The following is a 25,673-nucleotide window of genomic DNA, read 5'->3' as shown; positions in this document are numbered from 1 at the left end:
TATGAAAAATATGACCGCGCAGCGATCCAAAAATCTGGTCACGCATCTGTTTCTCATCCTATTCGGGCTGTTCTTCCTTTCTCCGTTTCTGTGGCTCGTCTCGACGTCGCTGAAGCCGGATACCGAGCTGTTTCTGTGGCCGCCGAAATGGATTCCGAGCACGCTCATGTGGAGCAATTACCCGGATGCGATTGGTTATTTTCCGTTCTTCACCTATTTGCGCAACACGCTCGGCATCACGGCGCTGGCAACGATCGGCGTCCTGCTGTCCTGCCCGGTCGTCGCCTACAGTCTGGCGCGCATTCCGTGGAAGGGCTCGAAGCCGCTGTTTGGGATTACGCTGATCCTCATGATGCTGCCGTATCAGGTGACCATGATTCCGATCTTTATCGTCTTTAAAAAATTGGGCATGGTCGGAACGAACGTCCCGCTGTGGCTGCCTGCGTTCTTCGGGGCTCCGTTCTACATCTTTCTGCTGCGCCAGTTTTTTATGGGCCTGCCGAGGGAGCTGGAGGACGCGGGACGGATTGACGGCGCTTCGGAGATGCGCATTTATTCGCGGATCATGCTTCCGCTGTGCAAGCCCGCGCTGCTGACGGTCGCGCTGTTTCAAATTATCGGCAGCTGGACCGATTACCAGGGACCGCTCATTTACTTGTCGGATGAATCGCAGTATACGCTGATGCTCGGTCTGTCCTCGTTCCTGACGCAGCACGGCGCGGAGTGGCAGATGATGATGGCGGCCAACGTCATGATTACGCTGCCGATCATCGTTCTCTACTTTGTCGTACAGAAGGCGTTTATCCAGGGCATTACGTTCTCGGGAATTAAAGGATAAATTCCTTCCCAATATCGCTATCCATGAAAGCCCCGATTCCATTTGCGAATCGGGGCTTTTATGTCCGCCGATTATGCTTGGCGAATTTTAGGGAATAATCGATGGTGAACGATCACATTCTGCTAAAAGGAGCTTGCATCGATGCGAATCAGAATGAGAAGAACGATAACCGTTTTGACGGCGGTACTTCTGCTGACGACGGGGATGTTTACCGGATCCTCGCTCGCATTCGCCGAACCGGATACCCAGCGGCCCGACGACAAAAAGTCCGGGCTGGAAGTGACGACGGATTATCTGTTCGCTTTGCGCACCGCCGACCAGTTTCTGCAGGCGTGGCTGAACCGCGATCTTGCGGCCGGAACGGCGCTGGTCACCGACAAAGTGAAACGGGAAGCGGGCGAAAACGGCTTGTTCGCGTTTTTCGTCGGCACGTCCAATCCGCATCACGAAGCCTTCGAGCTGAAGGGGAAACGGCAGGCCGACGCGAATACGTATATATTCCGGGCTTGGCTGTACGAGCATGTGACGGGCCAGCAAATTCAGCCTTTCAAGCGGGGCAAAGGCAGCGCGTTCGAAGTAGTCAAAACGGGCGTGAACGAAGCGGGCGAGGGAATTTGGAGGGTGAACAGCCTGCCGCAGGAAGCCGGCAATCCCGTCCGTTAAGAGCTGCCCGCCGTCAAACGGGGCGTTCATCCGCTGAGCCCGGCGGGGAGGGGAAAGAATGAAGGTCAAGTACGCGATACGGGACAATGTGCTGATCGACGGTTTGAACCGACATTACGGGCTGCATATTCGGGAGCTGTCGTTCATTCCGCATGGGGACTCCGCCTATTCGTACCTGGCGTCGGACGGGGAGGGACGGCGCTGCTACATGAAGCTGTTCGACCTGGCCAACGCGCGCCAGAAGGCGGGAGCCGAGCGGCTCGACCTGTATATGCCGTTTATTTGGAACGTATACGAGCGCGGAATTTTCACGCGGCTGTCGTGTCCGATCCGCACGGCTGAGGGCCGTTTCAAGGCGGAGCTCTCCCGCGGGCTGACCGTGGCGCTGTTTCAATTTATCGACGGGGAAACGCTGGCCGGGGCTTACCCGTTCCCGGAAGCGGTTATGAGGAGAATCGCCGATTCCACCGCCATGATCCACCAGTCCTTCGCCCCGCTCCCGAAGGCGGATGCGCCGTACGAACGCGAGACGTTCGATCTCTCGTTCGCGCCGGACTTGACGGGCTATTTGCGGGAACTGGACCGGAATGGAACGGGCGGAGATCCGTACCGGACCCGGCTGCGGGAATTGGTGCTGCCCCAACAGGCGGAAATTGCCGGGCTGCTGGAGCTTTTGCAGGACATTCGTTCGAATGCGAGTTTCACCGAATCGGAAAAGGTGTTCTGCCACGGGGATATTTGGGGAGGCAACCTGATCTCGGCTCCGGACGGAGAGCTTTATTTTATCGACTGGGAGGCGATGATTTACGCCCCGCGCGAACGCGATTTGTTCCCGTTCCTCGGGGAAACGTTCACGGCATTTATCGCTTCGTACCGGAAGCGGCTCGGCCGGCCGGTCTCGCTCCAAGCCGGCCTCCTCCGCTTTTACATCTACCGTCATCATCTCAGCAATTTGACGAATTGGATCGCGAACATCCTGCACCGCAATACGAACGCCGAACAGACGGTCAACGATTTGGAAATGATCGAACATCACTGCCTGGACCGGTGGCAAAGCGCGGAATCCGATATCGGGCGGGTGCAGCAGCAGCAGGAATAGGCTTTCGTCCGGCTAACGGGCCGGTTCGGAGAAATGCCAGCAGACTCCCGCAGGATCGATCAGATGTATTTCGCGTTTTCCCCAAGGGTAAACCGTCGGCGGCTTCACCTTGATCGGGTATTTTTCCGTCAGCTCTAGGGCCTGAATGTGCGCCCACCATTCATCGAGGCTGTCGACGGCAAGCTCGAGCATATAATTCTGCTGGAACTCCTCGTGATGAAAATGCTGCAATAAAAATTCCTGTTCTCCCGTCCGGTAAACGGTCAGGCTGTCGTCGGAATACGTTCGTTCGAATCCAAGCTCCTCGAAAAAGCGCTGAGCAAGCGAATAATCCTTGCCCGACGGAACGAACGGGCGCAGTTTGACGGTTTTCATGCTCGTGATTCCTCCCCGAGAATCGAGATTAATCTTCGTAATACACGGCTACTTCGATTTCTTGATCGTAATTGCCGAACTGCCGGCCGAACAGGCTGACGCCGCCGCAATGGCGGGCCGAATCGTGGCAGGCGATGCGAAAGCGGATGTCTTCGCCGACGCCGATGGACAGATCGCCGGCTTTCACGTCGGACATTCGAACGCCGTCCATATACGAGCCGTCCGGCCGGAGATGGATCGTTTTGAGCAGCCCGTGCTGGGTGCCGTGCGCCCACCACTGCGGCGTATAGACTCCGGGCGTGCTGCCGAAATCGCCGGGGCACGTCCAGGTGCCGACAGCCATCCCGTTCAAGTAAAAGGTGAGGTCGGACGGCCAGTTTTCGTTGTAGCCGGGCGCTTCCGAACATATCTCCAGCGAAATCGACAGGCTGCGCACCTTTTGGCTGCCGACCAAATAATTCGGGATGCGGTATTCGAGATAGCCGCTGCCGAACCAGATGTGCTTGGCCCGGATATGGTCCGGGTCCGAAAAATAACGCGGGTCGTCGATCATGCCGATTACGGCGTCTTCCGACGCGAGACCGCACGTCGGCTTGACCTGACAGGCCGAGTACTGCCCGATCGGGATCGAAACCTCGTAGCGGTCGCGGTCCGACAGCTCGCGCGTCTTGAACTGCAGCGTGACCGATTCCGGAAGGAGCCGGCACACCTTCCGCCGGCCTCTCGTGCCGGATACGCTTTCGGTGCCGACGATGCCGGCGTCCTCCAGCTTCTGGATATGCTTGGTTACGATAGCGGAGGAGATGCCGAGCGCTTCGGCAAGCTCTTTAATGTTCATCGGCTGCTCGCCGAGCAGCTCGATGATTTTGACGCGCGTTTCCGACGAGAAGCATTCGAGAAACGGCATGTTGCGGCTGTGAACCTGCACGTTCATCCTTTAGCCTCCGGCATTCATTTTTCTCCATTATATAACCCTGTAGTTAACTAATCAACTTATTTGTTTAGAAAAGCAGGCGAAAAAAAGCCCCGCTCGCTCGGTTCTGCGGAACAGAATCGGGCCGGGGCGAAACGTGCTATTTGATCACGTCCGGGTGTCCTTGCGGCGCTATTTGATGACGTCCGGTTCCTTGTAGTCGACGCCCTTCGTATCGACCGTCACTTTCTTCATGACCGGCGGCGTAAGCGGCTTGTCGTTCGCATCGCGCTGCAGGTTGACGATGTCGTCCGCCGTGTCCATGCCTTCGATCACTTTGCCGAAGGCGGCGTACTGCCCGTCAAGGTAATCCGCGTCCGCCACCATAATGAAGAACTGGGACCCCGCCGAATTCGGGTCCTCGGCGCGGGCCATCGAGATGACGCCGCGGGTATGCTTCAGGTCGTTCTGGACGCCGTTGCCCGAGAACTCCCCTTTGATGCCGTAGCCGGGTCCGCCTGCGCCCGTTCCGTCCGGATCGCCTCCCTGAATCATAAAGCCCGGAATGACGCGGTGAAAAATCGTGCCGTCATAAAACCCTTTCTTCACGAGCGATATGAAATTGTTCACGGTGTTCGGCGCGACCTTCGGGAACAGCTCGATCTTGATCGTTTTGCCGCTGTCCATCTCGATCGTGACGATCGGGTCGTTCTTGGCGCCGAATTTCTGGATGTCCGGATCGACTTTGGAGTCGTTTGTCCCGGGCGAAGCCGCGTTCGTATCCGAAGTCCCGGCTCCGGCGTTCGTGCCCGAATTTCCCGCGCCGGCATTCGCATACCCGTTCGTGCCGGCTGCATTCGAGCCTGCGGCCGATGATCCCGCATTCGCGTTCGAAGCGGGCTTCGTCCCGCAGCCGGCCGCGAGCAGGACGAAAGCCGCCAGCATGATCAGCCATGCCGCGCGCCGCGTCATGATGTTGCGCATAGCGAAATCCTCTCAACCTGTATTGTCCTTCCACATCATAGCACAGCGCGGGAGGTCATCTCCAGCTTGTCCGGGAGGGGGCGGGAGGAGCGGCCGTAAAGTTATAAATTCGAGGACTGAAGCTGAGGGTAAAGAAAAGGCGCATCCAATTTTACGAGCTGTAATTTCAATCGGTTTTCCCGCTAGCCCTCCGGCCGCATCCGTTTCTTATACGCGCTCGGGCTCATGCCGGCCCATTTGCGGAACTGGTTGATAAAATGGTTATAGTTCTGGAAGCCGGCGTCGTAGCAGACCTCGGCGGCGCTGCGGCCGGAATGCTCGAGCAGGAGGGCCGCCTGGCGGACGCGCATCCGGTTCAGCGTATCGACGATGGACAGACCCGTCTCCGCCTTGAACAGGTGCGACAGCCGCGACGTGGAGACGCCGACCGCCTTCGCCAGCTCGCCTACGCGCACAGGCTCGCGCATCCGCAGCGACAGCAGGTGCAGCGCCTCCTCGACGCGGGGGTCGATGCCCCGGCGCTTCCGCTGGGCGAGCAGCATAAGCACTTCGCGCAGCGCGTTCAGGCACAGCTCGTTCCAATAATCGCTGCGCTCGCGCGAATCGGCCAGAATGCGCCTGAACGCCCGGTAAATCCGTTTGCGGACGTGCTCGTTCTCGATTCGCTGCTGCGACAGCGGCTCCTCCGGCAGCAGCCCGGACTCCACCTGCCCCGGCGAGAAATGCGCCCATACGAAATGCCATTTCGCGTCCTTCGCCGTGCCGTACCGGTGCGGCGTATCGGGCGCGAGCAGCGTGACGTCCCCCGCCCCGCACCGCAGCGGTTCCCGCCCGGGAACGGCGAAATATCCTTCGCCCCCAAGCGTATACGCGATCAGCCAGTCCCGAAAGCCTTGGGGACGCCGAATGGCGTACGTATCCGGCTCGTGAAAATAGCCGGCGATGACGATGCCCTGCGGTTCGCCGTCGTCCGCGGCCGGACGTTCGATATCTTTCACTTGCTCCGCTCCTTTCCGGTTAACCGTTTCCTCCGTCCAGCATACCCGATATCCGCCCCGGAGCGCCAGCATAATAGCAGAATCGTGTGACTTTTTGACAGCATTGATCATTCCTGAAGGGCGCTTCCCGCGGTATGCTGAATACAAGGCATCCATCGCCATGACGAACAGGAGGGACCGTAAAAATGAACACGACGCTGCGCTCGCTGACACCGGAGCAGAAACGCCATTTTGACACGGAAGGCTATTTGATCGTAAAAGGATTGTTTAGGGACGAGGAGCTGCGCGAAATCGACCGGACGTTCGAGCACATCGGCAGCCGGACGGTGCCGGGCTACTTTGAGCCGGATATGTCCCCGGAGAACACCGACCCGCTGAAGCGGTTTCCGCGTATCGTGCATCCGCACCGGTTCGACGAGACCGCCAAAAAATATATGCTGCACCGGCCGGTCCTGGACGTACTTGCCGATTTGTACGGTGAGGAAGCGCTCGCCGCGCAGAGCATGTTCTATTACAAGCCGCCGGGCTCGCGCGGACAGGCGCTCCATCAGGACAACTTCTACTTGAAGGTCGAGCCGGGCAACTGCATCGCGGCCTGGACGGCGATCGATGCGGCCGACGAAGAGAACGGCGGGCTGTTGGTCGTGCCGAAAACGAACGATTACGAGATCGTTTGTCCGGAGCTTGCGGACGCGAAGGAATCGTTTACGTCGCATTATGTAAAACCGCCGAAGGAGGAGAAAGCGATCCCGGCCATTATGGACCGGGGGGACGTGCTGTTCTTCAACGGCAATCTCATCCACGGCTCCTACCGGAACAAATCGAAGGACCGCTTCCGCCGGGCGTTCATTTGCCACTACGCGAACGAGTCTGCGACCGCCATTTCGGGCTATTACCGCCCGCTGTTCCGGGCGGACGGCTCCGCGGTCGACCTTGAGGCGAACAGCGACGGGGGGCCGTGCGGCTCCGAATTTGCGCCGCTCTACCCGCACTGATTATGCCGCGTAAGCCGGCAGTGAGGACGTTTGGCTGCGGTGTATGCCGCGTAAGCCGGCTGTAAATTGCACATAGGGGACCGCCCTGTTTTCCAGGACGTTCTCCTTTTTGCGTTCGCGAAACAATCGGATGCCGGCGGGCTGCCGCCTTGTATATGAGGCGATTTCCGTGCGTCAGCCCGTCAGACTGTCCAGGATTTGATAGCCGATGAGGCCCAAAGATACGACGGGAAGCATCGCGATCAGCGCGGCGCCGCGGGCTTTGAGCGATCGTTCCAGTCCGAGCGCGAGGACGAACCCGATCGCGACTTGCGCAGTCCCGACATCTGTCATATGGCTGTAATCGGCAAAGTTCATAAACAGATGCAGGCCCTCCGCTACGAATGCGCCGCCTATTATCGCGCTGCCGCAAGCACGGCTTCGGCCGCCGCCGTTTTTCCACAGGCAGCCTGCAATTCCGAACACGATTCCCCCGGCGACCGCCGCTCCGCTCCAGACCAGCATATAATACGCCGAGTGCGCAACGCCCTGAACGAACATGGCATAGACGTAGTAGCCGGCCACCATTCCAAGCAGCGCGAAGATGCCGGCCATGGCGGCCCGCGTTTTCGAGGAGCCCGGTGCCGCGGCAAAGAAAGCGGGCGTCAACCAGACGGATACGGAATTGGCAAGCGAATTCCATTGCCCCGGAAGCACCTGCTGGCCGAACACCGTCAATATGCCGATGGTAAGCCCGATGACGGCAGCGCCGATTTCGATCCATTTTCGATACAGATTCCCCAGCGAAACCATCTCCTCCTGCAACTCTATGCTCCGGCATCTCCTTTTGAGCCGGCCGGACGGGCAGCCCTGAGCGGAAACGGCCCGAAACCGGCCGATGTCTCTCGTTCATTAGATGACGAGATCGGTCCCGATTAAGTTTGGCCGGCGTTTCGACTGGCAAAAAACCGCTTGCCGGGAGTACAATGGGAGGGAAACGGACTTAATTTAGAACGAATGGAGGAAACCATCATGAACGGTACAATCGAAAGGCTTCTCGCCCACCGGTCTATCCGCAAATACAAGCCGGATGTTCCCGTTACGCAGGAGCAGCTGGAGACGATTATCGCCGCCGGGCAGGCGGCGTCCACGTCGTCGAACATTCAGGCGTACAGCATCGTCGGCGTGACGGATCCGGAGCGCAAAGCGCGGCTGGCCGAGCTGGCGGGAAACCAGAAGCATATCGTCGAATGCCCGCAGTTTCTCGTCTGGTGCGCCGATTTGAACCGGCTCCAGACGGCGGCCAAGCTGCACGACGCGGATGCGGAAATCCACATGACGACGGAAGCGTTCGTGCTCGCGACGGTCGATACCGCTCTCGCCGCGCAGAATGCCGCCGTCGCCGCCGAGTCGCTCGGCTTCGGCATCGTCTATATCGGCGGCATCCGCAACAATCCGCGGGACGTCGCGCAGCTCTTGCAGCTTCCGAAGCTGGTCTACCCGCTGTTCGGCATGTGCATCGGCGTGCCGGATCAAGAGCCCGACCACCGGCCGCGCCTGCCGCTTTCGGCGGTTTATCACCGCGAGTCGTATTCCGGCGAAGTGATCGAAGACGGCATCCGTCAGTACGACGAGACCATGCAAGCGTATTATAACAGCCGCGCAGGCGGCGGACGGGATACGGTCTGGTCGAAGGAAGTGGCCGCGCGTATGGCGCAGGGTCCGCTGCGCCCGCATTTGCACGATTTTTTGCATGGACAAGGCTTTCGTTTGATCTGAGATCCATACTCGGGAGCCGGCTCCGACCTGCTTGAAATGCAGGCGGCGGCCGGCTCTTTTTTTTATTCCGGGCAAAGTTAAGCGGGGACGGCGGATGCCTCTTCTCTTATCGTTCTCATAGTGGATATGAAAAGTGCGTATACCTTGGATTTATGCCATGTTGCCCCTTCGCGGCTCCGCCTAAAATGGATAGTGGAGATACGCGGCTGCAAGCGTACCATTTCAGAGGAGGGGTTCAATGTGAAACGAGTTCGGAGAACGGCAGGCTTTATCCTGATGCTTGTCCTCGCCGTCTGCACCGCGGCGGGCGGCCTCACACCCGGGCGTGCGGCGGCGGAGGCGGCGAAGCGCACGGACAACGGGGATCGGGGCGGGCGCATTGACGATTTCCGCGTTTCCCGGTAACGGCCGCAAATATGGGCGATTAGAGCACAGCGGCCCTGGCCCCTTACCCTCCGGGCGAGGGGCCGGTTTCCATTGCCTAGGCCCGCCGTCTTCCTTACAATGAGGCTATCGACACCATTCGACGAGGCGGTGCCTAATGCCCCAGTACAATCTGTTCAAAAAAATGGTCGTCCTGCTCCTCATTATGCTCGTCCCGATCGTCGGACTTTATTTTTACTCGAATCAGACCAGCACGCGCGTATTGAGGTCGGAGCTAAACCGGTCCAATACGAACCAGCTTGTATTTTTTCAAAATCAGGTAAACGCTAACATGGATAATCTGGCGCTTTGGCCGAACCTGCTGATCCAGGATCCGGACATTTTGAGCCTGAAGGACATTTATTCGTACGAGCGGTATTTGGACCTGGATACGATTACGCTGGTCAAGCGCATCCAGACGAAGCTGAACATTCAGGAAAGCTCGTCGAACTGGCGGAGCAGCCTGTTCATCTATTCGCCGGCGCTGCGGCGGGTTATTACGGTGAACGATGTGCGCCGGTATGACGAACAAGAGCTGAAAAAGCGGCTGAAGCCGGGCTGGCAGGTGATCCGGACGGGGAACCCGGGACAGGAAGCGTATAAATTTTCGCTCATCACCGTGTATCCCTATTCGGACCTGCCGCATCCGGAGAACGCGGATATTATTATCGAGGTGCAGTTCGACAGCGCCAGCATCCAGGACATGCTCGACAAGTTCAAAAGCGCCGGCCGCAGCGATCCGCTGCTGTACAAGAAAGGCACGGGCACGATTTATAACCGGACGGCCGACCGGAAGCTGGCGGACCGGCTGGTCGCCGCGCTGTCGGCGGACAAGCTGCAGGACGAAAGCCGGACGATCCGCCTGGGCGGCAGCTCGTACCTGGTCAACGTGGTCAGCTCCGAGACGACGGGCTGGTACCTGATCGACTATATGCCGCTTGCGACGATCGTGAAGCCGATCGAGCAGACGAACCGGCTGTTTTATTACGCGGTCGGCTGCCTGCTGCTCATGAGCTGCCTGGCCGCCTATTTGCTCTATGCGCAGGTGCAGGTGCCGCTGAAACGGCTGGTGCACAGCTTCCAACGACTGAAGAACGGCGATTATTCCGTCCGCCTGACCGGGCGGGGACCGGGCGAGTTCGGCTTCGTCTTCACCCGCTTCAACATGATGGTCGAGCAAATTCAGGATTTGTTCGAAAAGGTGCTGATGGAAAAAATCCATGTGCGCGAAGCCCGGCTGAAGCAGCTTCAGTCGCAGATCAACCCTCACTTTTTTTACAACTGCTTCTCGTTCATTTCGAGCATGGCGAAGCTGCGCAATCACGGGGCCGTCGTCGCGATGGCGGAGAACCTGTCCCGCTATTACCGGTATACGACCCGGCAGGAGCGCGAGCTGGTGCCGCTTGCCGAAGAGCTCGACTTCGTCAGCAGCTACCTGAGCATCCAGAACATGCGGATGAGCCGCCTGCAGGGCGAAATCGACATCCCGCTGCGCATGAGGAGGCTGAGCATCCCGCCGCTGGTGCTGCAGCCGCTTGTCGAAAATGCGGTCATCCACGGCATCGAAAGACGCGCGAATGCGGGGCGCATTCGCATTGCCGGGGAATATGCGGAGGGCGAATTCCGCATTTCGGTCGAGGACGACGGCGCCGGAATGAGCGAAGCGGACCGGGAGCTTCTGAAGCGCAAGCTGGGCATGCCGATGGACGAAGAAATGGGGTGCGGCCTCTGGAACGTGCATCAGCGGCTGCAGCTGCGGTTCGGCCAGCGGGCGGGGCTTGAGCTTGACCAATCTCCGCTCGGCGGCATCAAGGCGACGATCGCCTGGACGACGCGGGAGCAGAGCGAAACGGATGGAGAGAGCGCATGATTGAAATTTTGCTTGTCGATGACGAAGCTTATGTGACGGAAAGCCTGGAGCTGACGATCCCGTGGCGCGAGATCGGGATTTCGAGCGTCTACCGGGCGGCCTCGGCGCAGGAGGCGCTGGACATTTTGGCCGAGCAGTCCGTGGACATTCTCGTGACGGATATCCGGATGCCGGAGATGGACGGGCTGCAGCTGATCGAGGAGGCGCTGAGACGCTGGCCGGATCTGAGGTGCCTGCTCCTGACGGGCCATTCCGATTTCGAGTATGCCAAAAGAGCGGTTCAGCTGAAGGCGTTCGATTATATCCTGAAGCCGGTCAGCGACGAAGAATTTGTGCTGAGCGTGACGAATGCGATCGAATCGCTCAAGGACGAGTGGAACCAGTCGGATAAATACAACCAGCTGCTCTACAAGCGGAAAACGGACCTGACGGTCCTTCGCGCGAACTTCATGCAGGACCTGCTGCTCGGCAGAAGGATGTCGCGCCGGACGGTGCAGAGCAAGCTGAGCCAGTACGAGCTGCCCTTTCAGGCCGGAGACATTGCCGTCCTGCTGCTCGTTCAGCCGGAGACGGCATTTGCCGGCCTCGATCACCATTCGATGTCGCTCATGGAATATGCCGTCGGCAACATCGCGGAGGAGGTGTTCGCCGGCGAATATCACCTGACGCATACGAAAACGCCGCATAACTGCCTGGCGCTGCTCGCGGCGATCAAGCCCGATTTTCGCCGGAGCATTGAGCGCGGCGATTACGAAGAGCGGCGGCGGGCGAGCCTGGAAAATAAAGTGCGCGCGTTTCAGCGTAATGTCGGCAACTATTTGAAGGCGGATATCTCCATTCACGTGACCGAATGGTTCGCGTTTCCCGACGATATCGCCGAGGCTTACCGCACCGGGTTGAGCGCCCAGCTGCTGGACAGGCAGGGGGAGCCGGGGGCGATCTATTTTGCCGGCGACCGGTACATGGACCGCGGCTCGTCGGTCAAATCGATCGAGCTGCTGTACAAGCCGCCGGCGCTGATCCACCTGCTCGAATCGAATCAATGGGACGCCGCGCAGCGGAAAATAACCGACGTGTTCGACGATCTGGAGCAGAGGCGATATACCGGGGAAAACCTGGTGGAGGTTTTCTTGTCCGTCACGAATGCGTTCATGTATATGGCGCACAAGCAGGGGCATTCGATCTACCGCCTCGACCGGACGGGAGGAAATCCTCTGGTGGATCCGAGCCTGATCCATTCGCTCGATTACGTAAGGCAGTGGTCGATCGGCATGCTGGATACGATCAGGACGGAGCTGTCCGCCAGCGACACGCATACGAAGAGCTTCATTATCCGCCAGGTGCAGGAGATCGTCTCCGGCGAACTGGGGCACGAGATGTCGGTCAAGACGATCGCCGACCGCGTCTTTCTCCATCCCGTCTATTTGTCCAAAATTTACAAGGCGGAGACGGGTGAAAGCCTTGGTGATTATATGATCCGGATGCGGATGGAGAAGGCGCTGTACCTGCTGAAGAACAGCAACAAAAAAATATATGAGATCACAAGCGAGCTCGGCTACCAGAATCCGCAATATTTCAGCAAAATGTTCAAAAAGGCGTACGGCGTGACGCCGAACGAATTTCGCGACCAGTGACGGGCAGGCTTGAAGGCGCGGCCGCGGCTGCAGGGCGGGGGCTGCGGCTGCCGGGGCGGCCCCCGGCGGGCAGACAGGCGGCGGATACGAGGGGAGGAGGTGCGGCATGAGGCTGTTATCGGGAACAGCGGTGCTGGCAACATTGCTGGCGGTGCTGCTTACGGGCTGCGACGGCGGGGGAAACGGGGGCGCGGCCGTCCGGCCAAGCGATCCGGCGCAGGAGACCGGCGTCATGAAGGCCAAATACGATCCGCCGGTCACGATTTCGACCGTATGGGCCGTCGATCCGGCGCTGGCGTTCAAAAACAACGAAACGATCGAGAACAACGTCGCGACGAGATGGGCGCTCCGTCAGTTCGGCATCAACATCCGGACGCTCTGGTCCGTGACCGATACGAACGGCGCCTTCGCCACGAAGCTGCGCCTGGCTTTGTCCTCCGGCCAGGAAATGCCGGACGTCGTGACGATCGGCGACGCGCAGCTCGCCCAGGACATGATCGACTCGGGCGTCTTCGCCGACGCCGGCGCCCTGTTCGATAAATACGCGAACGCAACCTGGAAGAAAGCGATGAACCTTGACCCGACAGTCTGGGATCCGTATATCCGCGGCGGCAAGCGAATGGGCATTCCGGTGCTCGATTACGCCTACAACCACGATTACCTGCTCTGGATCCGCCAGGACTGGCTGGACAAGCTGGGCCTGAAAGCGCCGCGGACGATCGGCGAGCTCGAGCAGGTGATGGACGCGTTCAAAAACCACAACCCGGACGGCCTTACGCCGGACGAGGTTATCCCGCTCAGCATCGGCTTCAAAAATTCGATGAATACGTGGATGGGCGACCCGTCCTGGATTTTCGGCGCCTACGGCACCATTCCGCAGCAGTGGAACCTCGGCAAAGACGGCAGGCTTGCCTACGGCTCGATCCAGCCGGGCATGAAGATGGGCCTGCAGAAGCTCCATGAATGGTACGAAAAAGGCTATATTCCGAAGGAAGCGGCGCTGTGGGACGAGAACAAGACGGCGGAGCCTGCGGTCGAAGGGACGGCGGGCATCATTCCGGGGCCATACTGGATGAGTGGCTGGCCCTTGCAGGATACGGCGAAGAACGCCCCGAACGCCGTATGGAAGCCGTACCCGATCCCGACCGGTCCAAGCGGCAAAGCGCTTCGCCACGGCACGAATTATACGAACGGGGTCGTGCTGATCAACAAGAAGATGAAGCACCCCGAGGCGCTGTTCACGTATGAAAATTACCTCTTCGACAATTTTGCCGATCCGCAGCCGGGAAGCCCGTTCGATCTCGGCTTGTTCAAGGGCTACGATTACGACATCGACGCCAACGGCAGCCCGCTGTTCGGCAGCAAAATTCCGGGCGGCTACGTTAACTCGGTGCGGTATCTGCTCATCCGCGACGGCGCCCGCATTCCGGACGCCCAGATGAGGTCGATCATGAAGCTTGCCGGCGGGCAGAAGCCGGTGACGCGCCTGGAGACGGAGATCGCCAACACCTACGGCCCGGAAACGGCGGACGCGGCCAAGGTGCTCCTGTCGCAGCCGGGCATTTCGCTGACCGACAAGTTCACCGGCCCGATGACGCCGACGATGAAGAGCAAGCTGGATTATTTGAACAAGCTGGAGCTGCAGACGTTCAACGAAATCATTTACGGCAGCAAAAGCGCCGCCGCCTTTGACAATTTCGTGCATGCGTGGAGAACGTCCGGCGGCGATGCGATGACGAAGGAAGTGAACGGCTGGTACGCCGGCGTTCATTACTAACGGCGATTCCGCTGGCGGAGCGACGGCCCGGGCGGCGCAGGCGGTGCGGCGTTTGCGCAGTCGTGCAGGCCGCTTTCCACAAACGTGCAGATCAAATTTTTATAGGTGCGCTCCAGGTCCCGATCCTGTATCCTTTTTTACAGAACGTTTGTGTACGGCCTATGGGCGGCTTCTGTCCGGAAACGCTCGTTATGGCATAAGGAATCAGCGGCGTTTGTTCGGCTCGCTGTATGACGGACTCATTGTTATATTTTAACCGGAAAACGAGAGGAGAAATTCCATTGACGACCAAATTTCCGCCGATCAGCGGCAAGCTTCCGGCCTTTATGCACGGGGCCGATTACAACCCGGACCAATGGCTGCACGACCCGGAGGTGCTGCGGGAAGACATCCGGCTTATGAAGCTGGCCAAATGCAACGTGATGTCCGTCGGCATTTTCGCGTGGAGCGCACTGGAGCCGGAGGAGGGCGTGTTCACGTTCGGATGGCTGGACCGCTTGCTGGATACGTTCGCGGAGAACGGCATTTACGCCTGGCTGGCGACGCCGAGCGGCGCGCGTCCGGCCTGGATGTCGCAGCGCTATCCGGAGGTGCTTCGCGTCCGCGCGAACCGGGTGCGCAATCTGCACGGCGCGCGCCACAACCACTGTTACAGCTCGCCGGTTTACCGCGAGAAGACCGCGGTCATGAACCGCAAGCTGGCGGAGCGCTATTCGCAGCACCCGGCGGTCGTCGGCTGGCACGTGTCCAACGAATACGGCGGCGAGTGCCACTGCGATTACTGCCAGGAGGCGTTCCGCGGCTGGCTGAAAAACAAATACGGCTCGCTGGACGCGCTGAACCTCGCCTGGTGGACGTCGTTCTGGAGCCATACCTATACGGACTGGGCGCAGGTGGAATCGCCGTCCCCGCAAGGCGAAAATGCGGTGCACGGGCTGAATCTCGACTGGCGGCGCTTCGTCTCCGACCAGACGATCGATTTCTGCAAGGCGGAAATCGCGCCGCTTAGAGCCGTGAACCCGGATCTTCCCGTTACGGCGAACATGATGGACCTGTTCGACGGGCTCGATTACCGGCAGTTCGCCGAGATTCTCGACGTCATTTCGTGGGACGCTTACCCGACCTGGCATGAGGCCGCAAGCGACCGTGAGGTTGCCGCCTGGTTTGCGTTCGACCACGACATGTTCCGCTCGCTGAAGGGACGCCCGTTCATGCTGATGGAAAGCACGCCGAGCCAAACGAACTGGCAGCCGGTCAGCAAGCTGAAGCGGCCGGGCATGCACCGTCTGTCCTCGCTGCAGGCGGTCGCGCACGGCTCCGATACGGTGCAGTATTTCCAGTGGCGCAAAAGCCGCGGTTCCTCCGAGAAATTTCACGGCGCGGTCGTCGACCATGCCGGCCACGAGCATACGCGGGTATTCCGCGATGTCGCCGGGCTGGGAGAGACGCTGTCGAAGCTGACGGAGGTGCTCGGTACGGGCGTAAAGGCGGAAACCGCCATACTGTTCGATTGGGATAACCGCTGGGCGGTTAAGGATGCGCAGGGTCCGCGCAATAAGGATATCGGCTATGAACGGACCGTGATGCAGCATTACCGGGCGTTCTGGGATATGGGCGTGCCGGTCGACGTCATCGGCGCGGCAGGCGACTTCGGCGGCTACAAGCTCATCGTGGCTCCGATGGTTTATCTGCTGCGGGAAGAGACGGGCAGGCGGCTCGAACGGTTCGTCGAAGGCGGCGGAACGCTCGTCGTCACGTACTGGTCGGGCGTCGTCGACGAGAACGACCTGTGCCACCTCGGCGGCTTTCCCGGCCCGCTGCGGAAGACGCTCGGCATCTGGGCCGAGGAGATCGACGGGCTGCACGATCACGACCGCAACGGCATTGCGCTGCTGGAGGGCAATGCGCTCGGGCTTGGCGGCTCGTACGAGGCCCGCGAGCTGTGCGAGCTGATTCATACCGAAGGCGCCGAGACGCTGGCAGTGTACGAGGACGACTTTTACGCCGGCCGCCCGGCGCTGACGGTTAACAGGTTCGGGCATGGCAAGGCGTATTATTTGGCGGCGCGGACGGACGAGCCGTTCTACGGCGCCTTCTACGGCAGGCTCGCCGCCGAAGCCGGCATCCGCCGTGCGCTTGACACCGAGCTGCCGGCCGGCGTGACGGCGCAGGTGCGCACGGACGGGGAGCGCGATTACGTGTTCGTTCTCAATTTCAGCGGCGCAGCGCAGCGGATCGAACTGGACGGCTGCGCCTACACGGACGTCGAGTCGGGCGAACCGGTAAGCGGCGAGCTCGCCCTCGACATGCACGGCGTGCGGATTTTGAAGCGCGCGGCACGGGGCTGATCGCAGCGGCCGCCGGTGCGGCAAGCCTGCGTGAGCGGGGGGCGGTGCGCCCGGCTTACGTCGTGCAAATGCGGCGGCAGGCTTTGAAGAAGATGCCTCGCGGCGAGCAAATGCGACAGCAGGTTTTTGAAGAAGATGCCTCGCGGCGAGCAAATGCGGCAGCAGGTTTTGAGGACGATACCTCGCGGCAATATGTGCGGCGGCAGGCACTTCGAAGACACGAAAATTTAAGGCATCATTGCATGTAATATCGGACTTCGCGGGGCGGTAAGCCTATACGGCTTGCACCGCATGCCCTTTGACCTCGGCAGGAATGCTTGCCGGGGTCATTGGCATGTGCGGCGACAGGCGTGTTTGAAGGATTCGATTCGGAGTGTATCGGGAAACGAGAAAGAGAATTGAAACGGACTGCCGCAGCAGCCGGCTTTGTATGTTAAGGAACAGACAGCGGACTTGCGGGCTGCTGGGCAGCCGGCTTTAAGCCCGCCCCGTTATGATTTTCACCCCATTGGCACATGACTTCCAACACCGGGACCAGCGTCCGGCCATATTCGTTCAGCTCGTATTCCACTTTTGGAGGGACCGAAGGATAAATCGTTCGTGTTACCAGCCTGTCGTTCTCCAGCTCCCGAAGATGCTGCGACAGCATCTTCTGCGTTACCTCGGGAATCCGCTTCTCCAGTTCGCTGAACCTTTTGGCGGAGTCGAGCAAATGCCAGATGATTAATGGCTTCCATTTCCCGCCTAAAATTTGAATCACCGTCTCGATCGGGCATTTCCGTTCCTCAATCTCTGCACGGATCAACAACATATCCCTCCCCGCTCAAGGCTTACTTTCAAGTAAGTACCCTACAAAATAGTGGGTTCTTATCAAGATTTTAGAGCGATGCTATGCTTAAGTCAATCCAGGGATGGAAATTTTGAGCATACGTAGAAAGAGGGAAAAGGACGATGAAAATCATCGTTTTCGGAGCAACGGGAAATACAGGACGAAGAGTGCTGGCGCAGGGCGTTAAAATGGGACACGAAATGACGGCATTCGTTCGCAGCCCCGAGAAGCTGTACGAGCAGCAAGGCGAGCATACGATGCGGCAGGTGAAGGTGATCGTTCGGGACATCCTGGATCCGGCAAGCGTATGTGAGGCGCTTTCGAATCAAGACGCCGCCGTTATTGCAGCCGGCAACGCGGGCCAGGGAGAAGAATTCGTCCGTATCGTCGACAATATTGTAAGCCAGTGCGAGAACCAGCCAAGCTTTGCGGGGCGGGTTTGGTTAATGGGAGGCGCCGGCCTGCTGGATATTCCTTATACCGATCTCATCGGCAACCATTTGCCCGGTTTCCCGCCCATGTATAAAACGCATAACAAAAATTTCGAACGGCTGCAGCGGACTCGGCTCGATTGGTCTGTGATGTGTCCGGGAACCATGCTTGATTCGATCGGGCAATCGGCGCCGGTTCGGCTGCATGTGACAACGGAAATTTTGCCGGTGCCCATTCCGGAGACGATACGGGAATTTTCCGAGGCTGAAATAGCCGGTCACTTATTCAGCCGGTTTCAGGAGCTGGATGTCACTTACGATGATGTGGCGAATTGGATGTTAAATCATATCGAGACCGGAGGGCCGTTTAAAGGGAAAAGAGTCGGCCTTGCCTACCGGAGCGAATTGCCGCTGCGCTGAGGAGGGAGAAGAAATGGTCGGTTCATTTGGCTGGCTGCTCGTTTTTCATCTTTTTGCGGCGATAACCGTAATCGGGCCTGCTTTTGTGGCGCCCGTCATCCGAAGATCCGCCAAAACCGCCGTCCAGGCGCGCTTTGCTTTGGACATCACGGCCAAGCTTGCCTGGGTGCCGAAAATTGGCGGAGCCGTGCTGATTATCACCGGGGTTTGGCTCATGATCATAGCGAAGATGGGGTTAACCCAGCTGTGGCTGAATCTATCCATTCTTTTATCGCTGCTCATGGTTGTCGTCATTGACGCATGCATCGAACCCCGCATCAATAAGATCGCGCGGATCGTATCTGAAAGTCAAGGGCAGGGGGATGAAGTACCCGCCGAGTTCGCGCAAGCTATGAAAAAAATCGCGCCGCTTGAATCGGCGGCACAGCTGATGATGATGATCATCGTCGTATTTATGGTGATGAAACCATTTTAAAGGCCGGACGCCCTGCCCGATCGGGAGCATTTGCCCATCTGTTCATAGCCGGGATGCACAAGCACATTCTCTTTCCTCTGACGCGATCGCCTCATGGGGTCAAACAGACGCTTGATTTAATATCGATCGGGGCATGCCGATTTGCGGCTTCTTCATTTTATTTCCGGGCGGTATGAACAAAACGGAGGGGCTGTACGTCTTATTGACATCATGAAAGGAGGCTGCAAAGATGTCGCGGTCGATTGAACTTACTGAAGAAAAGCTCATTCTTCATCTCACTGGACTGACTGTCGCCGCTGCTTTGAAAAAGGAGATCGAAGTGCCTTATTCGTCGATCCGGAGTGTGACTGTCGAGGATTTTCAAGTGTCCATGCTGAAATTCAGGATCGGTGCCTCGATTGCGGACATACGAGAGGGACGCTTCCTGATCGGCGATCGTTGGTGCTTCATTTCCTATGAGAATCATAACCATGTCATCGTTCTGGAATTAACGGATCATAAATTTGGCAAGGTCGTGTTCCAGACGGAGAACCCGGAGGAAACCAGAGACCTTATCCTGGAAAAAATGTCCCGCTGACCGCTACATCCGGAAAAGTACGGACTCAACTCCACTTCCTGCAGGATTCGGCCTGGATAATGGACGTGTCGAGAGGATGCCAGAGCATTCCGAATCCTTTTAATTGTCAAATGGAGCAGGAAGCAGACAACAATTTTCCGCTTGACGGTCGCCATTTATTCCCTTATATTTTATTTATTAATCAATAAATAAAATATAAGGAGGACGACGATGGTTGTCCGCGAAGACCGGAAAGAACTGATCATTGACAACGCCGTGGGGATTTTCGCGGAAAAGGGATATTACAAGGCGACAACGGCAATGGTGGCCGCCGGTGCAGGTGTGACGCAGCCGTACGTGTTTCATTTTTTCCGAAATAAAGAAGAGCTGTTTAACGCGGTCGTAACCCGGGCGGCAGGACGAATCTGCGAAATCTTCAACCGCATCGAAGCGCCGGCGGACCGGCTGATGGATACGATGGGGAATGCGTTTTTGCAAATTATGAGTACCCATCGCGACGAGATTTTGCTGCTGATGCAGGCGTACACGATCGCCGAGCCGGGAATCCGCGCGGTCGTCCGGGAAAAATTCGGCATGATTTACGATGAGGTCGTCGCTAAATTCGAACAGGCCCGAGTGCCGAACGTGAGAGAGGCGGCCAGTCAATTTATGGGGACCGGTCTCCTGATTGCGCAGTCGGAGGTGCTGGAGCTGCCGCGGCTCCTTTGGTGCAATCACAAAGCCGCGCAGCCGGAGTGACGGGCATCTGAAGTGCGGGAAGCGATAAACATATCGGATCGAAGGAGGACAGTAAAGGCTGTCCTTTTATCGGGACAGGTATTTATTTATCAATCAATAATAGAAAAGGAAGGGGATGATTGTTCATGGCTATGGAGAACAACGGCGCTGCGGCGTCCAATCGGAAAATGAAACTGTTCGAAGGGGAAAAATGGCTGGTCCTTATCGGTCTGCTCGGCTTTGCGCTGGCTGCGTTTGCCGGCGTCTACGTGCTGCGTTACGGTGCGGTTGTATTGCCGGAAGGCGACGTAAGCAGAGCCTTCTCGTTCGATGCGGCGATTGGGATATTCGCGATTTCGATCGCGGCGATTCTGCCGCTGGCTTCCCTCAGCCCCCGCGCACGGAAAAGGTTCCGCCTATTCTATGCCGCTTCGCTCCTGTACGGTTATGCGGTGGAGACGATCCAGCATTTTCGCGGCATCAATCCGCGGTTCACGAAGGTTGGAACGGTCGGCGATTCCATCGCGGGCGGCTTGTTCGGTCTGGAAGCGATACTGATTGTGGTTGTCACGCTGCTGCTGGCCGCGGCTTATTTTCGCCCGAGACAGCCGCATGAGCGCCCGCTCGTCGCACTCGGTATCCGGTATGCGTTTCTTTCGCTGCTGTTTGCTTTCGCGGCCGGAACGTGGATGATTATCATGCAGAGCCGGTATACGGGGATGTCCGGCAACCTGATCGTGCTTCACGGGCTCAGCTTCCATGCGCTTCAGGCGCTCCCGCTGCTCGGGTGGCTGCCGGAAAGGGCATTGACCGGAGTCAAAACGGCGCGGCTGCGCCTCCACATCGGCGGCATCGCCTGGATGGCTGCCATGGCGCTGCTGTTCGTGCAAACCGCGCTCGGGCATACCGTATTCGAATGGACGGCGCTGCCGGTCGCCGCCGGCGTGATGCTGGCCGTCTGGCTCGGCACGGCGATCGCCGCCGCGGCGGAGCTGCTGAAGCCGGCAGCGGCGCAGTCCGACGCCGGCTTTCGGCGTTAACGGCCCGGTCCGGCGCAAAGCTGCGCGGGCCGGGCGCCGGGCACGCGGCGGCTCAGCGCATCCGCGGCCGGGCGGCGGCTGAGCGCCGCACAGGCACGGCGGCGAAGCCGAAGCCATGCGGCGCGCGCAGGCGGCTTGCGGCCCGCAGCCGCGGCCAATACAAAACGCGGCGGGCATGCGATCCCGCCGCGCTTTTGCCGTTACAGTGCGGCGGTCATCGCCTTCACGCGCTGTACCGCCGGCCCGATCGTCTCGCCGGTCAGGCATTCGAGCGAGATGTCGACGAGCGGTTTATGCGCCTGCAGCTTGCGCAGAAACCGTTCCGTCCGGAACGCGCCGCCGCCGGCCGGAACCTGCAGCAGCCGCCCGTCCCCGCCGGGCTGCGCATCCTTCAAGTGGGCGAGCACAATGCGGTCGCCGAGCAGCTCGAAGGCGCGGTTGACGACGGCGTCCTGCTCGCCGAAATTGTCCGGCGACAGGAGATTGACCGGGTCGAGCACGATGCCGACATTCGGCGACGGCACCTCCGTCAGCAGACGGGCCGCCTTGTCCGGCGTCGAAAGCGTATGCGGGGCGGCCGGCTCGATGCCGACGAACACGCCGCGTTTCTCGGCTTCCTCGGCAAGCTCCTCGGCCGACCTTCGCAGCGCTTCCCAGCCGAGCTCCTCGTACCGCTCAGGGTCCGCCCCGGCGAATGTCCGCAGATCGCCGGTCTCCGTGGCGACGATCGGGGCGCCGAAATCGCGCGCGAAGCGGAGATGCTCCTTGAAGCGCGCGATTTCCAGCCGGCGCCGCTCCGGGTCCGGATGAACCGGGTTGATATAGCAGCCGAGGACGCCGATACGAATGCCCGCGCGCGCAAAACGTTCGGCAATCGCATTCGCCAGCCCCGGGCTCAGCCTGCCGGGACCGGTATCGATGTCGGCGATCGCCTTGGACAGCGCGAGCTGGACGAAGTCGATGCCGCTGCCTTTCAGCCGTTCGGTCAGCTCCTCAAGCGGCAGTCTGCCGACGGTGTGCGCCAGCGTGCCGATTCCCATATACATCGTCCTTTCTTGGTTCCGTGGATCCGGGATTATCGGGCCATCCAGCCGCCGTCCACGCACAGGACGTGGCCGTTCATATAATCCGATGCGGAGGAAGCGAGGAAAATGGCCGGACCGACCAAATCCTCCGGCGTTCCCCATCGTCCGGCGGGAATGCGTTCGGTGATCGACCGGTAACGGTTCTCGTCCGCGAGGATCGGCGCCGTGTTGTTCGTCTTCATGTAGCCCGGAGCGATGGCGTTCACCTGAATGCCGCGGCCGGCCCATTCGTTCGCAAGCGCTTTCGTAATGCCGGTTACACCGTGCTTGCTCGCCGTATAGCCGGGCACGTTGATGCCGCCTTGAAACGAAAGCATCGACGCGATGTTGATGATTTTGCCGCTGCCCCGGTCAAGCATGCGCTGTCCGGCCAGCTGGCACAGGAAAAAGACCGCGTTCAGATTCAGCCCGATCACCTCGTGCCAATCCTCGCGGCTGTGATTCGCAGCCGGCGTGCGGCGGATAATGCCCGCATTGTTGACGAGAATGTCGATGCCGCCGAAAAAGCCCGCCGCGTTCTCCACGACGTCCTCCAGCACATCCTCGTTCCGCAGGTCGGCCGCGATCAGCTCCGCGCGTCCGCCTTTGGCACGGATGGCTTCGACCGTTTCGGCGCTTTCGGAGGACGCCACGGCGACAACATTGGCGCCGGCTTCGGCAAAGCCGACGGCCATCGCCCGGCCCAGGCCGCCGGACGCGCCGGTGACCAGCGCCGTTTTGCCGGATAAGTCAAACAAATTCATAGCGGGAAGCCTCCCTATTCATATTCAACCTCTACCCCCGCCTTGCGGAACCGCTCCGCCGTTTCGGGCGGCAGTCCGCCGTCGGTGATCAGCTTCGATACTTCCGTAACCGCCGCGAAGGTGCGCAGCGCGCACTGTCCGAATTTATAATGGTCGGCGACGGCGTATACCGTGCCGCTCGTTTCGATCAGCGCCCGCTTGAAAGCGATGAGATCGCCCGTATAAATCGTAAATCCGTATTCCGGATGAACGCCGGTCGCGGACAGGAACGCCTTGCGGATATTCAAGCCTTTCACGAACGCGGCGGCTTCCGGCCCGGCCAGCATGTTGCGGATACGCGTGCCGCCCGGCACGACGAGCCGGATCTCGTCCTTGCGCACAAGCTCGGCGATGATGTGCAGGTCGTTTGTCACGACCGTGAGCGGGCGGTTGTCGAGCCGCCGCGCAATCTCCAGCGTCGTGCTGCCGCCGTCGAGCGCGATGATGTCGCCCGGCTCGATATAGCGCAGCGCCCGCTCGCCGATCTCCGCCTTCTCGGCGGCGTGCTTCACGTTCGGCTCCCTGCCGGGCAGAAGGCCGAGCTGGTCGATCTGGGCGAGCACCGCTCCGCCGTGCACGCGGACGAGCAGTCCTTTCGCTTCGAGCTTGGCCAGATCCTCGCGGACCGTTTTGCCCGTGACCTGCAGCCGCTCGCTCAGCTCGCCGACGCTGATTTCCTTTTGCGCAAGCAGCATTTCCATGATTTGTTCATGTCTGCGTAGGGGGTTCATCGGCACTCTTCCGTTTCTGAATGGAGTATACCGATTATTTTAAATCCTTCATGGCGACGGCGTCCATGTCGTCGAAGATTTGATTTTCGCCGCCCATTCCCCAGATGAACGTATAGCTGTTCGCGCCGACGCCGGAGTGGATCGACCAGCTCGGCGAAATGACGGCCTGCTCGTTGCGGACGACCAAATGGCGCGTCTCCTGCGGCTCGCCCATGAAATGAAATACGGTGCCTTCCGCTTCCGGCATATCGAAATAGAAATAAACCTCCGAGCGCCGGTTGTGCGTATGGCACGGCATCGTGTTCCACATGCTGCCCGGCTTCAGCAGCGTCATGCCCATGACCAGCTGACAGCTTTCGACGCCGCCGGGAAGGATGTAGCGGTAGATCGTGCGCTCGTTCGACTGCTCCAGGCTTCCCAGGTGCCGCGGCGACGCGTCGCCGATGGCGATTTTTACGGTCGGGTACGTTTTGTGGGCAGGCGTGGAGTTCAGGTAAAAGCGGGCGGGGGCGGCCGGATCCGCGCTTGCAAACTGCACGTCCTTCGCTCCGAGGCCGATATACAGGCCGTCCTTCGTCTCCATGTCGTAAGCGGCTCCGTCCACGGTCACCGTGCCTTTGCCGCCGACGTTGATGATGCCGATTTCGCGGCGCTCGAGGAAGAAATCCGAGCCCATCTCCTGTTTATCCGCTTCCAGCCGCACCGGCTCGCGAACGGGCAGCGCCCCGCCGACGACGAAACGGTCCGTGTGCGAGTATACCAGCGTGAGCCGGTCCGTCTCGAACAAACGCTCAATCAGAAATTCCTCGCGCAGACGGGCGGTGTCGAACTGTTTCACCTCGCGGGGATGAGAGGCATAACGAATGTCCATTTTTGCACAGCGCTCCTTTTAGGTTCATATGGGTTCATATAAGTTCATTACAGGTTTAAATTAATCCATAATCGGTTTGAATACAAGAGAAAATTTGGAAAAGGCGAGCGGGAATTCAGTGTTGAATGAGCTGCTTAAGCCCGCTGTTAGCGCCGAGGCGATACAAAAGGAGGGGAAGCCCCCTCCTTCTATATGATGATTAATGAATTATTGGCTGTCTTTTTCATTAGGCTGGATAATGTCTGTGTATAAATCACTAGTGTAAGTTTTCCGCAAGCTTGAATCCCCTAGAATGGTACCGTAGCTTATAAGGCCTGTACTTTCTCGATAGAAAGCAAGCAAACCAGGGAAGTCATTTAAATTTTGATGGATCCCTGCTTCTGAACGATAACTATTTCCAACGGCTGAATAGATAGCTTGCCATACCACCTCTGCCATTCCATCATGGATTTTAATATATGAAATCGCATTTCCTCCGTTATAGAAGTAAGCTGAAGCATCATTCGGCATAAAAAAGTAACCGTAGCCCGTATGAAACGGTTGCAAAGCTTCTGGAAGCGGTTTGAAGCTTTTGTATGTCCATGGAAGGAGAAGCGCTTGTCTTCGTTTTTCAGCTAAGGTATCGGACGGTTTTGTTGTGGTTTGTAATCTGTGGTTTCAAGAAACAACATGTCTCGTTCCGGCTGGTAATTCAAATTCAAGGAAAATTGCTCGGTTATAAACCGAATGGGAACCATCGTCAAACCATTCATAATGTGAACAGGAACATCGAGAGAAACAGGTGTATCGTTTTTATAGGCAGCATTTGTATCGATAAGCAGCTTTAGTACATCATTTGTCTTAGGATTGGCAATAGTGACTTGTTTTGTTGTTTTATTATAATTGTAGATCAAGCCGAGAGAAGATAATATTCGAATAGGTAGGAGTGAACGATTGGCGATAATGACAGGCTTGTATTCTGGAGCTGCTAAAACTTCCGTTTATAATTACCGTCATGGGAAGGCCCTGAGCAGAACCTGGTTTTGTACTTGCCGCAAAGA

The 25,673-nt window shown here is 58.7% G+C and carries 26 protein-coding genes and 1 pseudogene; 15 read left to right on the top strand and 12 right to left on the bottom strand.

All coding sequences use genetic code 11. The features are described 5' to 3' along the window. Position 1 precedes the first annotated feature (1 nt). The 3 genes from PD282_RS23130 to PD282_RS23120 all read left to right on the top strand — a co-directional run bounded on the left by PD282_RS23130 (position 2) and on the right by PD282_RS23120 (position 2,600). Positions 2 to 838 carry a carbohydrate ABC transporter permease gene (locus tag PD282_RS23130; RefSeq protein ID WP_274653593.1) on the top strand — a complete coding sequence of 279 codons (837 nt, stop codon included), beginning with the start codon at positions 2 to 4 and terminating at the stop codon, positions 836 to 838. A gap of 141 nt (positions 839 to 979) precedes the next feature. Next, positions 980 to 1,501 carry a hypothetical protein gene (locus tag PD282_RS23125; protein WP_274653591.1) on the top strand — a complete coding sequence of 174 codons (522 nt, stop codon included), beginning with the start codon at positions 980 to 982 and terminating at the stop codon, positions 1,499 to 1,501. A gap of 58 nt (positions 1,502 to 1,559) precedes the next feature. Then, positions 1,560 to 2,600 (top strand): phosphotransferase, encoded by a 1,041-nt coding sequence (locus tag PD282_RS23120; RefSeq protein ID WP_274653589.1) that lies wholly within the window; start codon positions 1,560 to 1,562, stop codon positions 2,598 to 2,600. A gap of 12 nt (positions 2,601 to 2,612) precedes the next feature. On the opposite strand, the gene PD282_RS23115 is transcribed toward PD282_RS23120, so the two are convergent. The 4 genes from PD282_RS23115 to PD282_RS23100 form a co-directional block, all read right to left on the bottom strand. Continuing rightward, complete coding sequence (locus PD282_RS23115; protein WP_274653587.1) at positions 2,613 to 2,975, bottom strand: VOC family protein; 363 nt, start codon at positions 2,973 to 2,975, stop codon at positions 2,613 to 2,615. A 28-nt stretch (positions 2,976 to 3,003) separates the two neighbouring features. Further along, complete coding sequence (locus PD282_RS23110; protein WP_274653586.1) at positions 3,004 to 3,909, bottom strand: ArsR/SmtB family transcription factor; 906 nt, start codon at positions 3,907 to 3,909, stop codon at positions 3,004 to 3,006. Between the two features lie 171 nt (positions 3,910 to 4,080). After that, a complete protein-coding gene (locus PD282_RS23105; RefSeq protein ID WP_274653584.1) occupies positions 4,081 to 4,872 on the bottom strand; it encodes a peptidylprolyl isomerase in 792 nt (263 codons plus the stop codon). A 182-nt stretch (positions 4,873 to 5,054) separates the two neighbouring features. Then, the gene (locus PD282_RS23100) at positions 5,055 to 5,870 is read right to left on the bottom strand and encodes a helix-turn-helix domain-containing protein (protein WP_274653582.1); all 816 of its coding nucleotides are present in this window, start codon (positions 5,868 to 5,870) and stop codon (positions 5,055 to 5,057) included. A 185-nt stretch (positions 5,871 to 6,055) separates the two neighbouring features. Between PD282_RS23100 and PD282_RS23095 the strand changes: the two genes are divergently transcribed. Further along, positions 6,056 to 6,865 (top strand): phytanoyl-CoA dioxygenase family protein, encoded by an 810-nt coding sequence (locus PD282_RS23095; RefSeq protein WP_274653580.1) that lies wholly within the window; start codon positions 6,056 to 6,058, stop codon positions 6,863 to 6,865. Between the two features lie 174 nt (positions 6,866 to 7,039). On the opposite strand, the gene PD282_RS23090 is transcribed toward PD282_RS23095, so the two are convergent. Continuing rightward, the gene (locus tag PD282_RS23090; RefSeq protein WP_274653578.1) at positions 7,040 to 7,669 is read right to left on the bottom strand and encodes a DUF6518 family protein; all 630 of its coding nucleotides are present in this window, start codon (positions 7,667 to 7,669) and stop codon (positions 7,040 to 7,042) included. 207 nt (positions 7,670 to 7,876) lie between these two features. Between PD282_RS23090 and nfsA the strand changes: the two genes are divergently transcribed. The 6 genes from nfsA (at position 7,877) to PD282_RS23060 (ending at position 16,675) form a co-directional block, all read left to right on the top strand. Further along, complete coding sequence (gene nfsA / locus PD282_RS23085; RefSeq protein WP_274653576.1) at positions 7,877 to 8,623, top strand: oxygen-insensitive NADPH nitroreductase; 747 nt, start codon at positions 7,877 to 7,879, stop codon at positions 8,621 to 8,623. A gap of 240 nt (positions 8,624 to 8,863) precedes the next feature. Next, positions 8,864 to 9,028, top strand: coding sequence for a hypothetical protein (locus PD282_RS23080; RefSeq protein ID WP_274653574.1), 165 nt, complete (start codon positions 8,864 to 8,866; stop codon positions 9,026 to 9,028). A gap of 136 nt (positions 9,029 to 9,164) precedes the next feature. Next, entirely contained in the window at positions 9,165 to 10,916 is a 1,752-nt protein-coding gene (locus tag PD282_RS23075; RefSeq protein ID WP_274653572.1) for a sensor histidine kinase, read from the top strand. Next, on the top strand, positions 10,913 to 12,550 hold the full coding sequence (locus PD282_RS23070; protein WP_274653570.1) for a response regulator transcription factor: 1,638 nt from the start codon (positions 10,913 to 10,915) through the stop codon (positions 12,548 to 12,550). Before PD282_RS23075 ends, PD282_RS23070 begins: the two co-directional genes overlap by 4 nt. Before the next feature lie 106 nt (positions 12,551 to 12,656). Then, the gene (locus tag PD282_RS23065) at positions 12,657 to 14,327 is read left to right on the top strand and encodes a type 2 periplasmic-binding domain-containing protein (protein ID WP_274653568.1); all 1,671 of its coding nucleotides are present in this window, start codon (positions 12,657 to 12,659) and stop codon (positions 14,325 to 14,327) included. A 326-nt stretch (positions 14,328 to 14,653) separates the two neighbouring features. Next, positions 14,654 to 16,675 (top strand): beta-galactosidase, encoded by a 2,022-nt coding sequence (locus tag PD282_RS23060; RefSeq protein ID WP_420832373.1) that lies wholly within the window; start codon positions 14,654 to 14,656, stop codon positions 16,673 to 16,675. A 433-nt stretch (positions 16,676 to 17,108) separates the two neighbouring features. Here the strand turns inward: PD282_RS23060 and PD282_RS23055 are convergent, their stop codons facing one another. After that, the gene (locus PD282_RS23055; RefSeq protein ID WP_274653564.1) at positions 17,109 to 17,480 is read right to left on the bottom strand and encodes a winged helix-turn-helix transcriptional regulator; all 372 of its coding nucleotides are present in this window, start codon (positions 17,478 to 17,480) and stop codon (positions 17,109 to 17,111) included. A gap of 146 nt (positions 17,481 to 17,626) precedes the next feature. On the opposite strand from PD282_RS23055, the gene PD282_RS23050 reads away from it, so the two are divergent. The 5 genes from PD282_RS23050 to PD282_RS23030 all read left to right on the top strand — a co-directional run bounded on the left by PD282_RS23050 (position 17,627) and on the right by PD282_RS23030 (position 21,164). Continuing rightward, on the top strand, positions 17,627 to 18,355 hold the full coding sequence (locus PD282_RS23050; RefSeq protein WP_274653562.1) for an NAD(P)-dependent oxidoreductase: 729 nt from the start codon (positions 17,627 to 17,629) through the stop codon (positions 18,353 to 18,355). 13 nt (positions 18,356 to 18,368) lie between these two features. Then, a complete protein-coding gene (locus PD282_RS23045; protein ID WP_274653560.1) occupies positions 18,369 to 18,830 on the top strand; it encodes a DUF2269 family protein in 462 nt (153 codons plus the stop codon). 229 nt (positions 18,831 to 19,059) lie between these two features. After that, positions 19,060 to 19,407, top strand: coding sequence for a hypothetical protein (locus PD282_RS23040; RefSeq protein ID WP_274653557.1), 348 nt, complete (start codon positions 19,060 to 19,062; stop codon positions 19,405 to 19,407). 210 nt (positions 19,408 to 19,617) lie between these two features. Then, the gene (locus PD282_RS23035; RefSeq protein ID WP_274653555.1) at positions 19,618 to 20,145 is read left to right on the top strand and encodes a TetR/AcrR family transcriptional regulator; all 528 of its coding nucleotides are present in this window, start codon (positions 19,618 to 19,620) and stop codon (positions 20,143 to 20,145) included. A 125-nt stretch (positions 20,146 to 20,270) separates the two neighbouring features. Continuing rightward, positions 20,271 to 21,164: a hypothetical protein gene (locus PD282_RS23030; RefSeq protein ID WP_274653553.1), complete on the top strand. Its 894-nt coding sequence runs from the start codon at positions 20,271 to 20,273 to the stop codon at positions 21,162 to 21,164. Positions 21,165 to 21,364: 200 nt separating this feature from the next. Here the strand turns inward: PD282_RS23030 and PD282_RS23025 are convergent, their stop codons facing one another. The 6 genes and pseudogenes from PD282_RS23025 to PD282_RS27485 form a co-directional block, all read right to left on the bottom strand. Next, the gene (locus PD282_RS23025; RefSeq protein ID WP_274653551.1) at positions 21,365 to 22,204 is read right to left on the bottom strand and encodes a sugar phosphate isomerase/epimerase family protein; all 840 of its coding nucleotides are present in this window, start codon (positions 22,202 to 22,204) and stop codon (positions 21,365 to 21,367) included. A 35-nt stretch (positions 22,205 to 22,239) separates the two neighbouring features. Then, complete coding sequence (gene kduD, locus PD282_RS23020; protein ID WP_274653549.1) at positions 22,240 to 22,992, bottom strand: 2-dehydro-3-deoxy-D-gluconate 5-dehydrogenase KduD; 753 nt, start codon at positions 22,990 to 22,992, stop codon at positions 22,240 to 22,242. 14 nt (positions 22,993 to 23,006) lie between these two features. Then, positions 23,007 to 23,762 carry a DeoR/GlpR family DNA-binding transcription regulator gene (locus tag PD282_RS23015; RefSeq protein ID WP_274653547.1) on the bottom strand — a complete coding sequence of 252 codons (756 nt, stop codon included), beginning with the start codon at positions 23,760 to 23,762 and terminating at the stop codon, positions 23,007 to 23,009. 34 nt (positions 23,763 to 23,796) lie between these two features. Further along, complete coding sequence (kduI, locus tag PD282_RS23010) at positions 23,797 to 24,633, bottom strand: 5-dehydro-4-deoxy-D-glucuronate isomerase (protein ID WP_274653545.1); 837 nt, start codon at positions 24,631 to 24,633, stop codon at positions 23,797 to 23,799. Positions 24,634 to 24,840: 207 nt separating this feature from the next. Continuing rightward, positions 24,841 to 25,143, bottom strand: a complete 303-nt coding sequence (locus PD282_RS23005; protein WP_274653543.1) for a hypothetical protein — start codon at positions 25,141 to 25,143, stop codon at positions 24,841 to 24,843. 104 nt (positions 25,144 to 25,247) lie between these two features. Then, positions 25,248 to 25,580 (bottom strand): annotated as a pseudogene (locus PD282_RS27485) (copper amine oxidase N-terminal domain-containing protein); the annotation flags it as partial. Positions 25,581 to 25,673: the final 93 nt, after the last annotated feature.

Source organism: Paenibacillus humicola (assembly GCF_028826105.1).
GTDB lineage: Bacteria > Bacillota > Bacilli > Paenibacillales > Paenibacillaceae > Paenibacillus_Z > Paenibacillus_Z humicola.
Note: the sequence above shows the minus strand (reverse complement) of the source record. Positions and strands in the feature narration are given on the sequence as shown.

What these genes read in the sequence shown, in the direction of transcription:
- PD282_RS23035 (WP_274653555.1), top strand. Translation starts at nt 19,618, where the DNA reads ATGGTTGTCCGCGAAGACCGGAAAGAACTGATCATTGACAACGCCGTG.
- PD282_RS23015 (WP_274653547.1), bottom strand. Translation starts at nt 23,762, where the DNA reads ATGAACCCCCTACGCAGACATGAACAAATCATGGAAATGCTGCTTGCG.
- PD282_RS23060 (WP_420832373.1), top strand. Translation starts at nt 14,654, where the DNA reads ATGCACGGGGCCGATTACAACCCGGACCAATGGCTGCACGACCCGGAG.
- PD282_RS23095 (WP_274653580.1), top strand. Translation starts at nt 6,056, where the DNA reads ATGAACACGACGCTGCGCTCGCTGACACCGGAGCAGAAACGCCATTTT.
- PD282_RS23130 (WP_274653593.1), top strand. Translation starts at nt 2, where the DNA reads ATGAAAAATATGACCGCGCAGCGATCCAAAAATCTGGTCACGCATCTG.
- PD282_RS23040 (WP_274653557.1), top strand. Translation starts at nt 19,060, where the DNA reads ATGTCGCGGTCGATTGAACTTACTGAAGAAAAGCTCATTCTTCATCTC.
- PD282_RS23075 (WP_274653572.1), top strand. Translation starts at nt 9,165, where the DNA reads ATGCCCCAGTACAATCTGTTCAAAAAAATGGTCGTCCTGCTCCTCATT.
- PD282_RS23110 (WP_274653586.1), bottom strand. Translation starts at nt 3,909, where the DNA reads ATGAACGTGCAGGTTCACAGCCGCAACATGCCGTTTCTCGAATGCTTC.
- PD282_RS23030 (WP_274653553.1), top strand. Translation starts at nt 20,271, where the DNA reads ATGGCTATGGAGAACAACGGCGCTGCGGCGTCCAATCGGAAAATGAAA.
- PD282_RS23070 (WP_274653570.1), top strand. Translation starts at nt 10,913, where the DNA reads ATGATTGAAATTTTGCTTGTCGATGACGAAGCTTATGTGACGGAAAGC.
- PD282_RS23120 (WP_274653589.1), top strand. Translation starts at nt 1,560, where the DNA reads ATGAAGGTCAAGTACGCGATACGGGACAATGTGCTGATCGACGGTTTG.
- PD282_RS23005 (WP_274653543.1), bottom strand. Translation starts at nt 25,143, where the DNA reads ATGCCGAATGATGCTTCAGCTTACTTCTATAACGGAGGAAATGCGATT.
- PD282_RS23125 (WP_274653591.1), top strand. Translation starts at nt 980, where the DNA reads ATGCGAATCAGAATGAGAAGAACGATAACCGTTTTGACGGCGGTACTT.
- PD282_RS23105 (WP_274653584.1), bottom strand. Translation starts at nt 4,872, where the DNA reads ATGCGCAACATCATGACGCGGCGCGCGGCATGGCTGATCATGCTGGCG.
- PD282_RS23065 (WP_274653568.1), top strand. Translation starts at nt 12,657, where the DNA reads ATGAGGCTGTTATCGGGAACAGCGGTGCTGGCAACATTGCTGGCGGTG.
- kduD (WP_274653549.1), bottom strand. Translation starts at nt 22,992, where the DNA reads ATGAATTTGTTTGACTTATCCGGCAAAACGGCGCTGGTCACCGGCGCG.
- PD282_RS23115 (WP_274653587.1), bottom strand. Translation starts at nt 2,975, where the DNA reads ATGAAAACCGTCAAACTGCGCCCGTTCGTTCCGTCGGGCAAGGATTAT.
- PD282_RS23025 (WP_274653551.1), bottom strand. Translation starts at nt 22,204, where the DNA reads ATGGGAATCGGCACGCTGGCGCACACCGTCGGCAGACTGCCGCTTGAG.
- PD282_RS23045 (WP_274653560.1), top strand. Translation starts at nt 18,369, where the DNA reads ATGGTCGGTTCATTTGGCTGGCTGCTCGTTTTTCATCTTTTTGCGGCG.
- kduI (WP_274653545.1), bottom strand. Translation starts at nt 24,633, where the DNA reads ATGGACATTCGTTATGCCTCTCATCCCCGCGAGGTGAAACAGTTCGAC.
- nfsA (WP_274653576.1), top strand. Translation starts at nt 7,877, where the DNA reads ATGAACGGTACAATCGAAAGGCTTCTCGCCCACCGGTCTATCCGCAAA.
- PD282_RS23050 (WP_274653562.1), top strand. Translation starts at nt 17,627, where the DNA reads ATGAAAATCATCGTTTTCGGAGCAACGGGAAATACAGGACGAAGAGTG.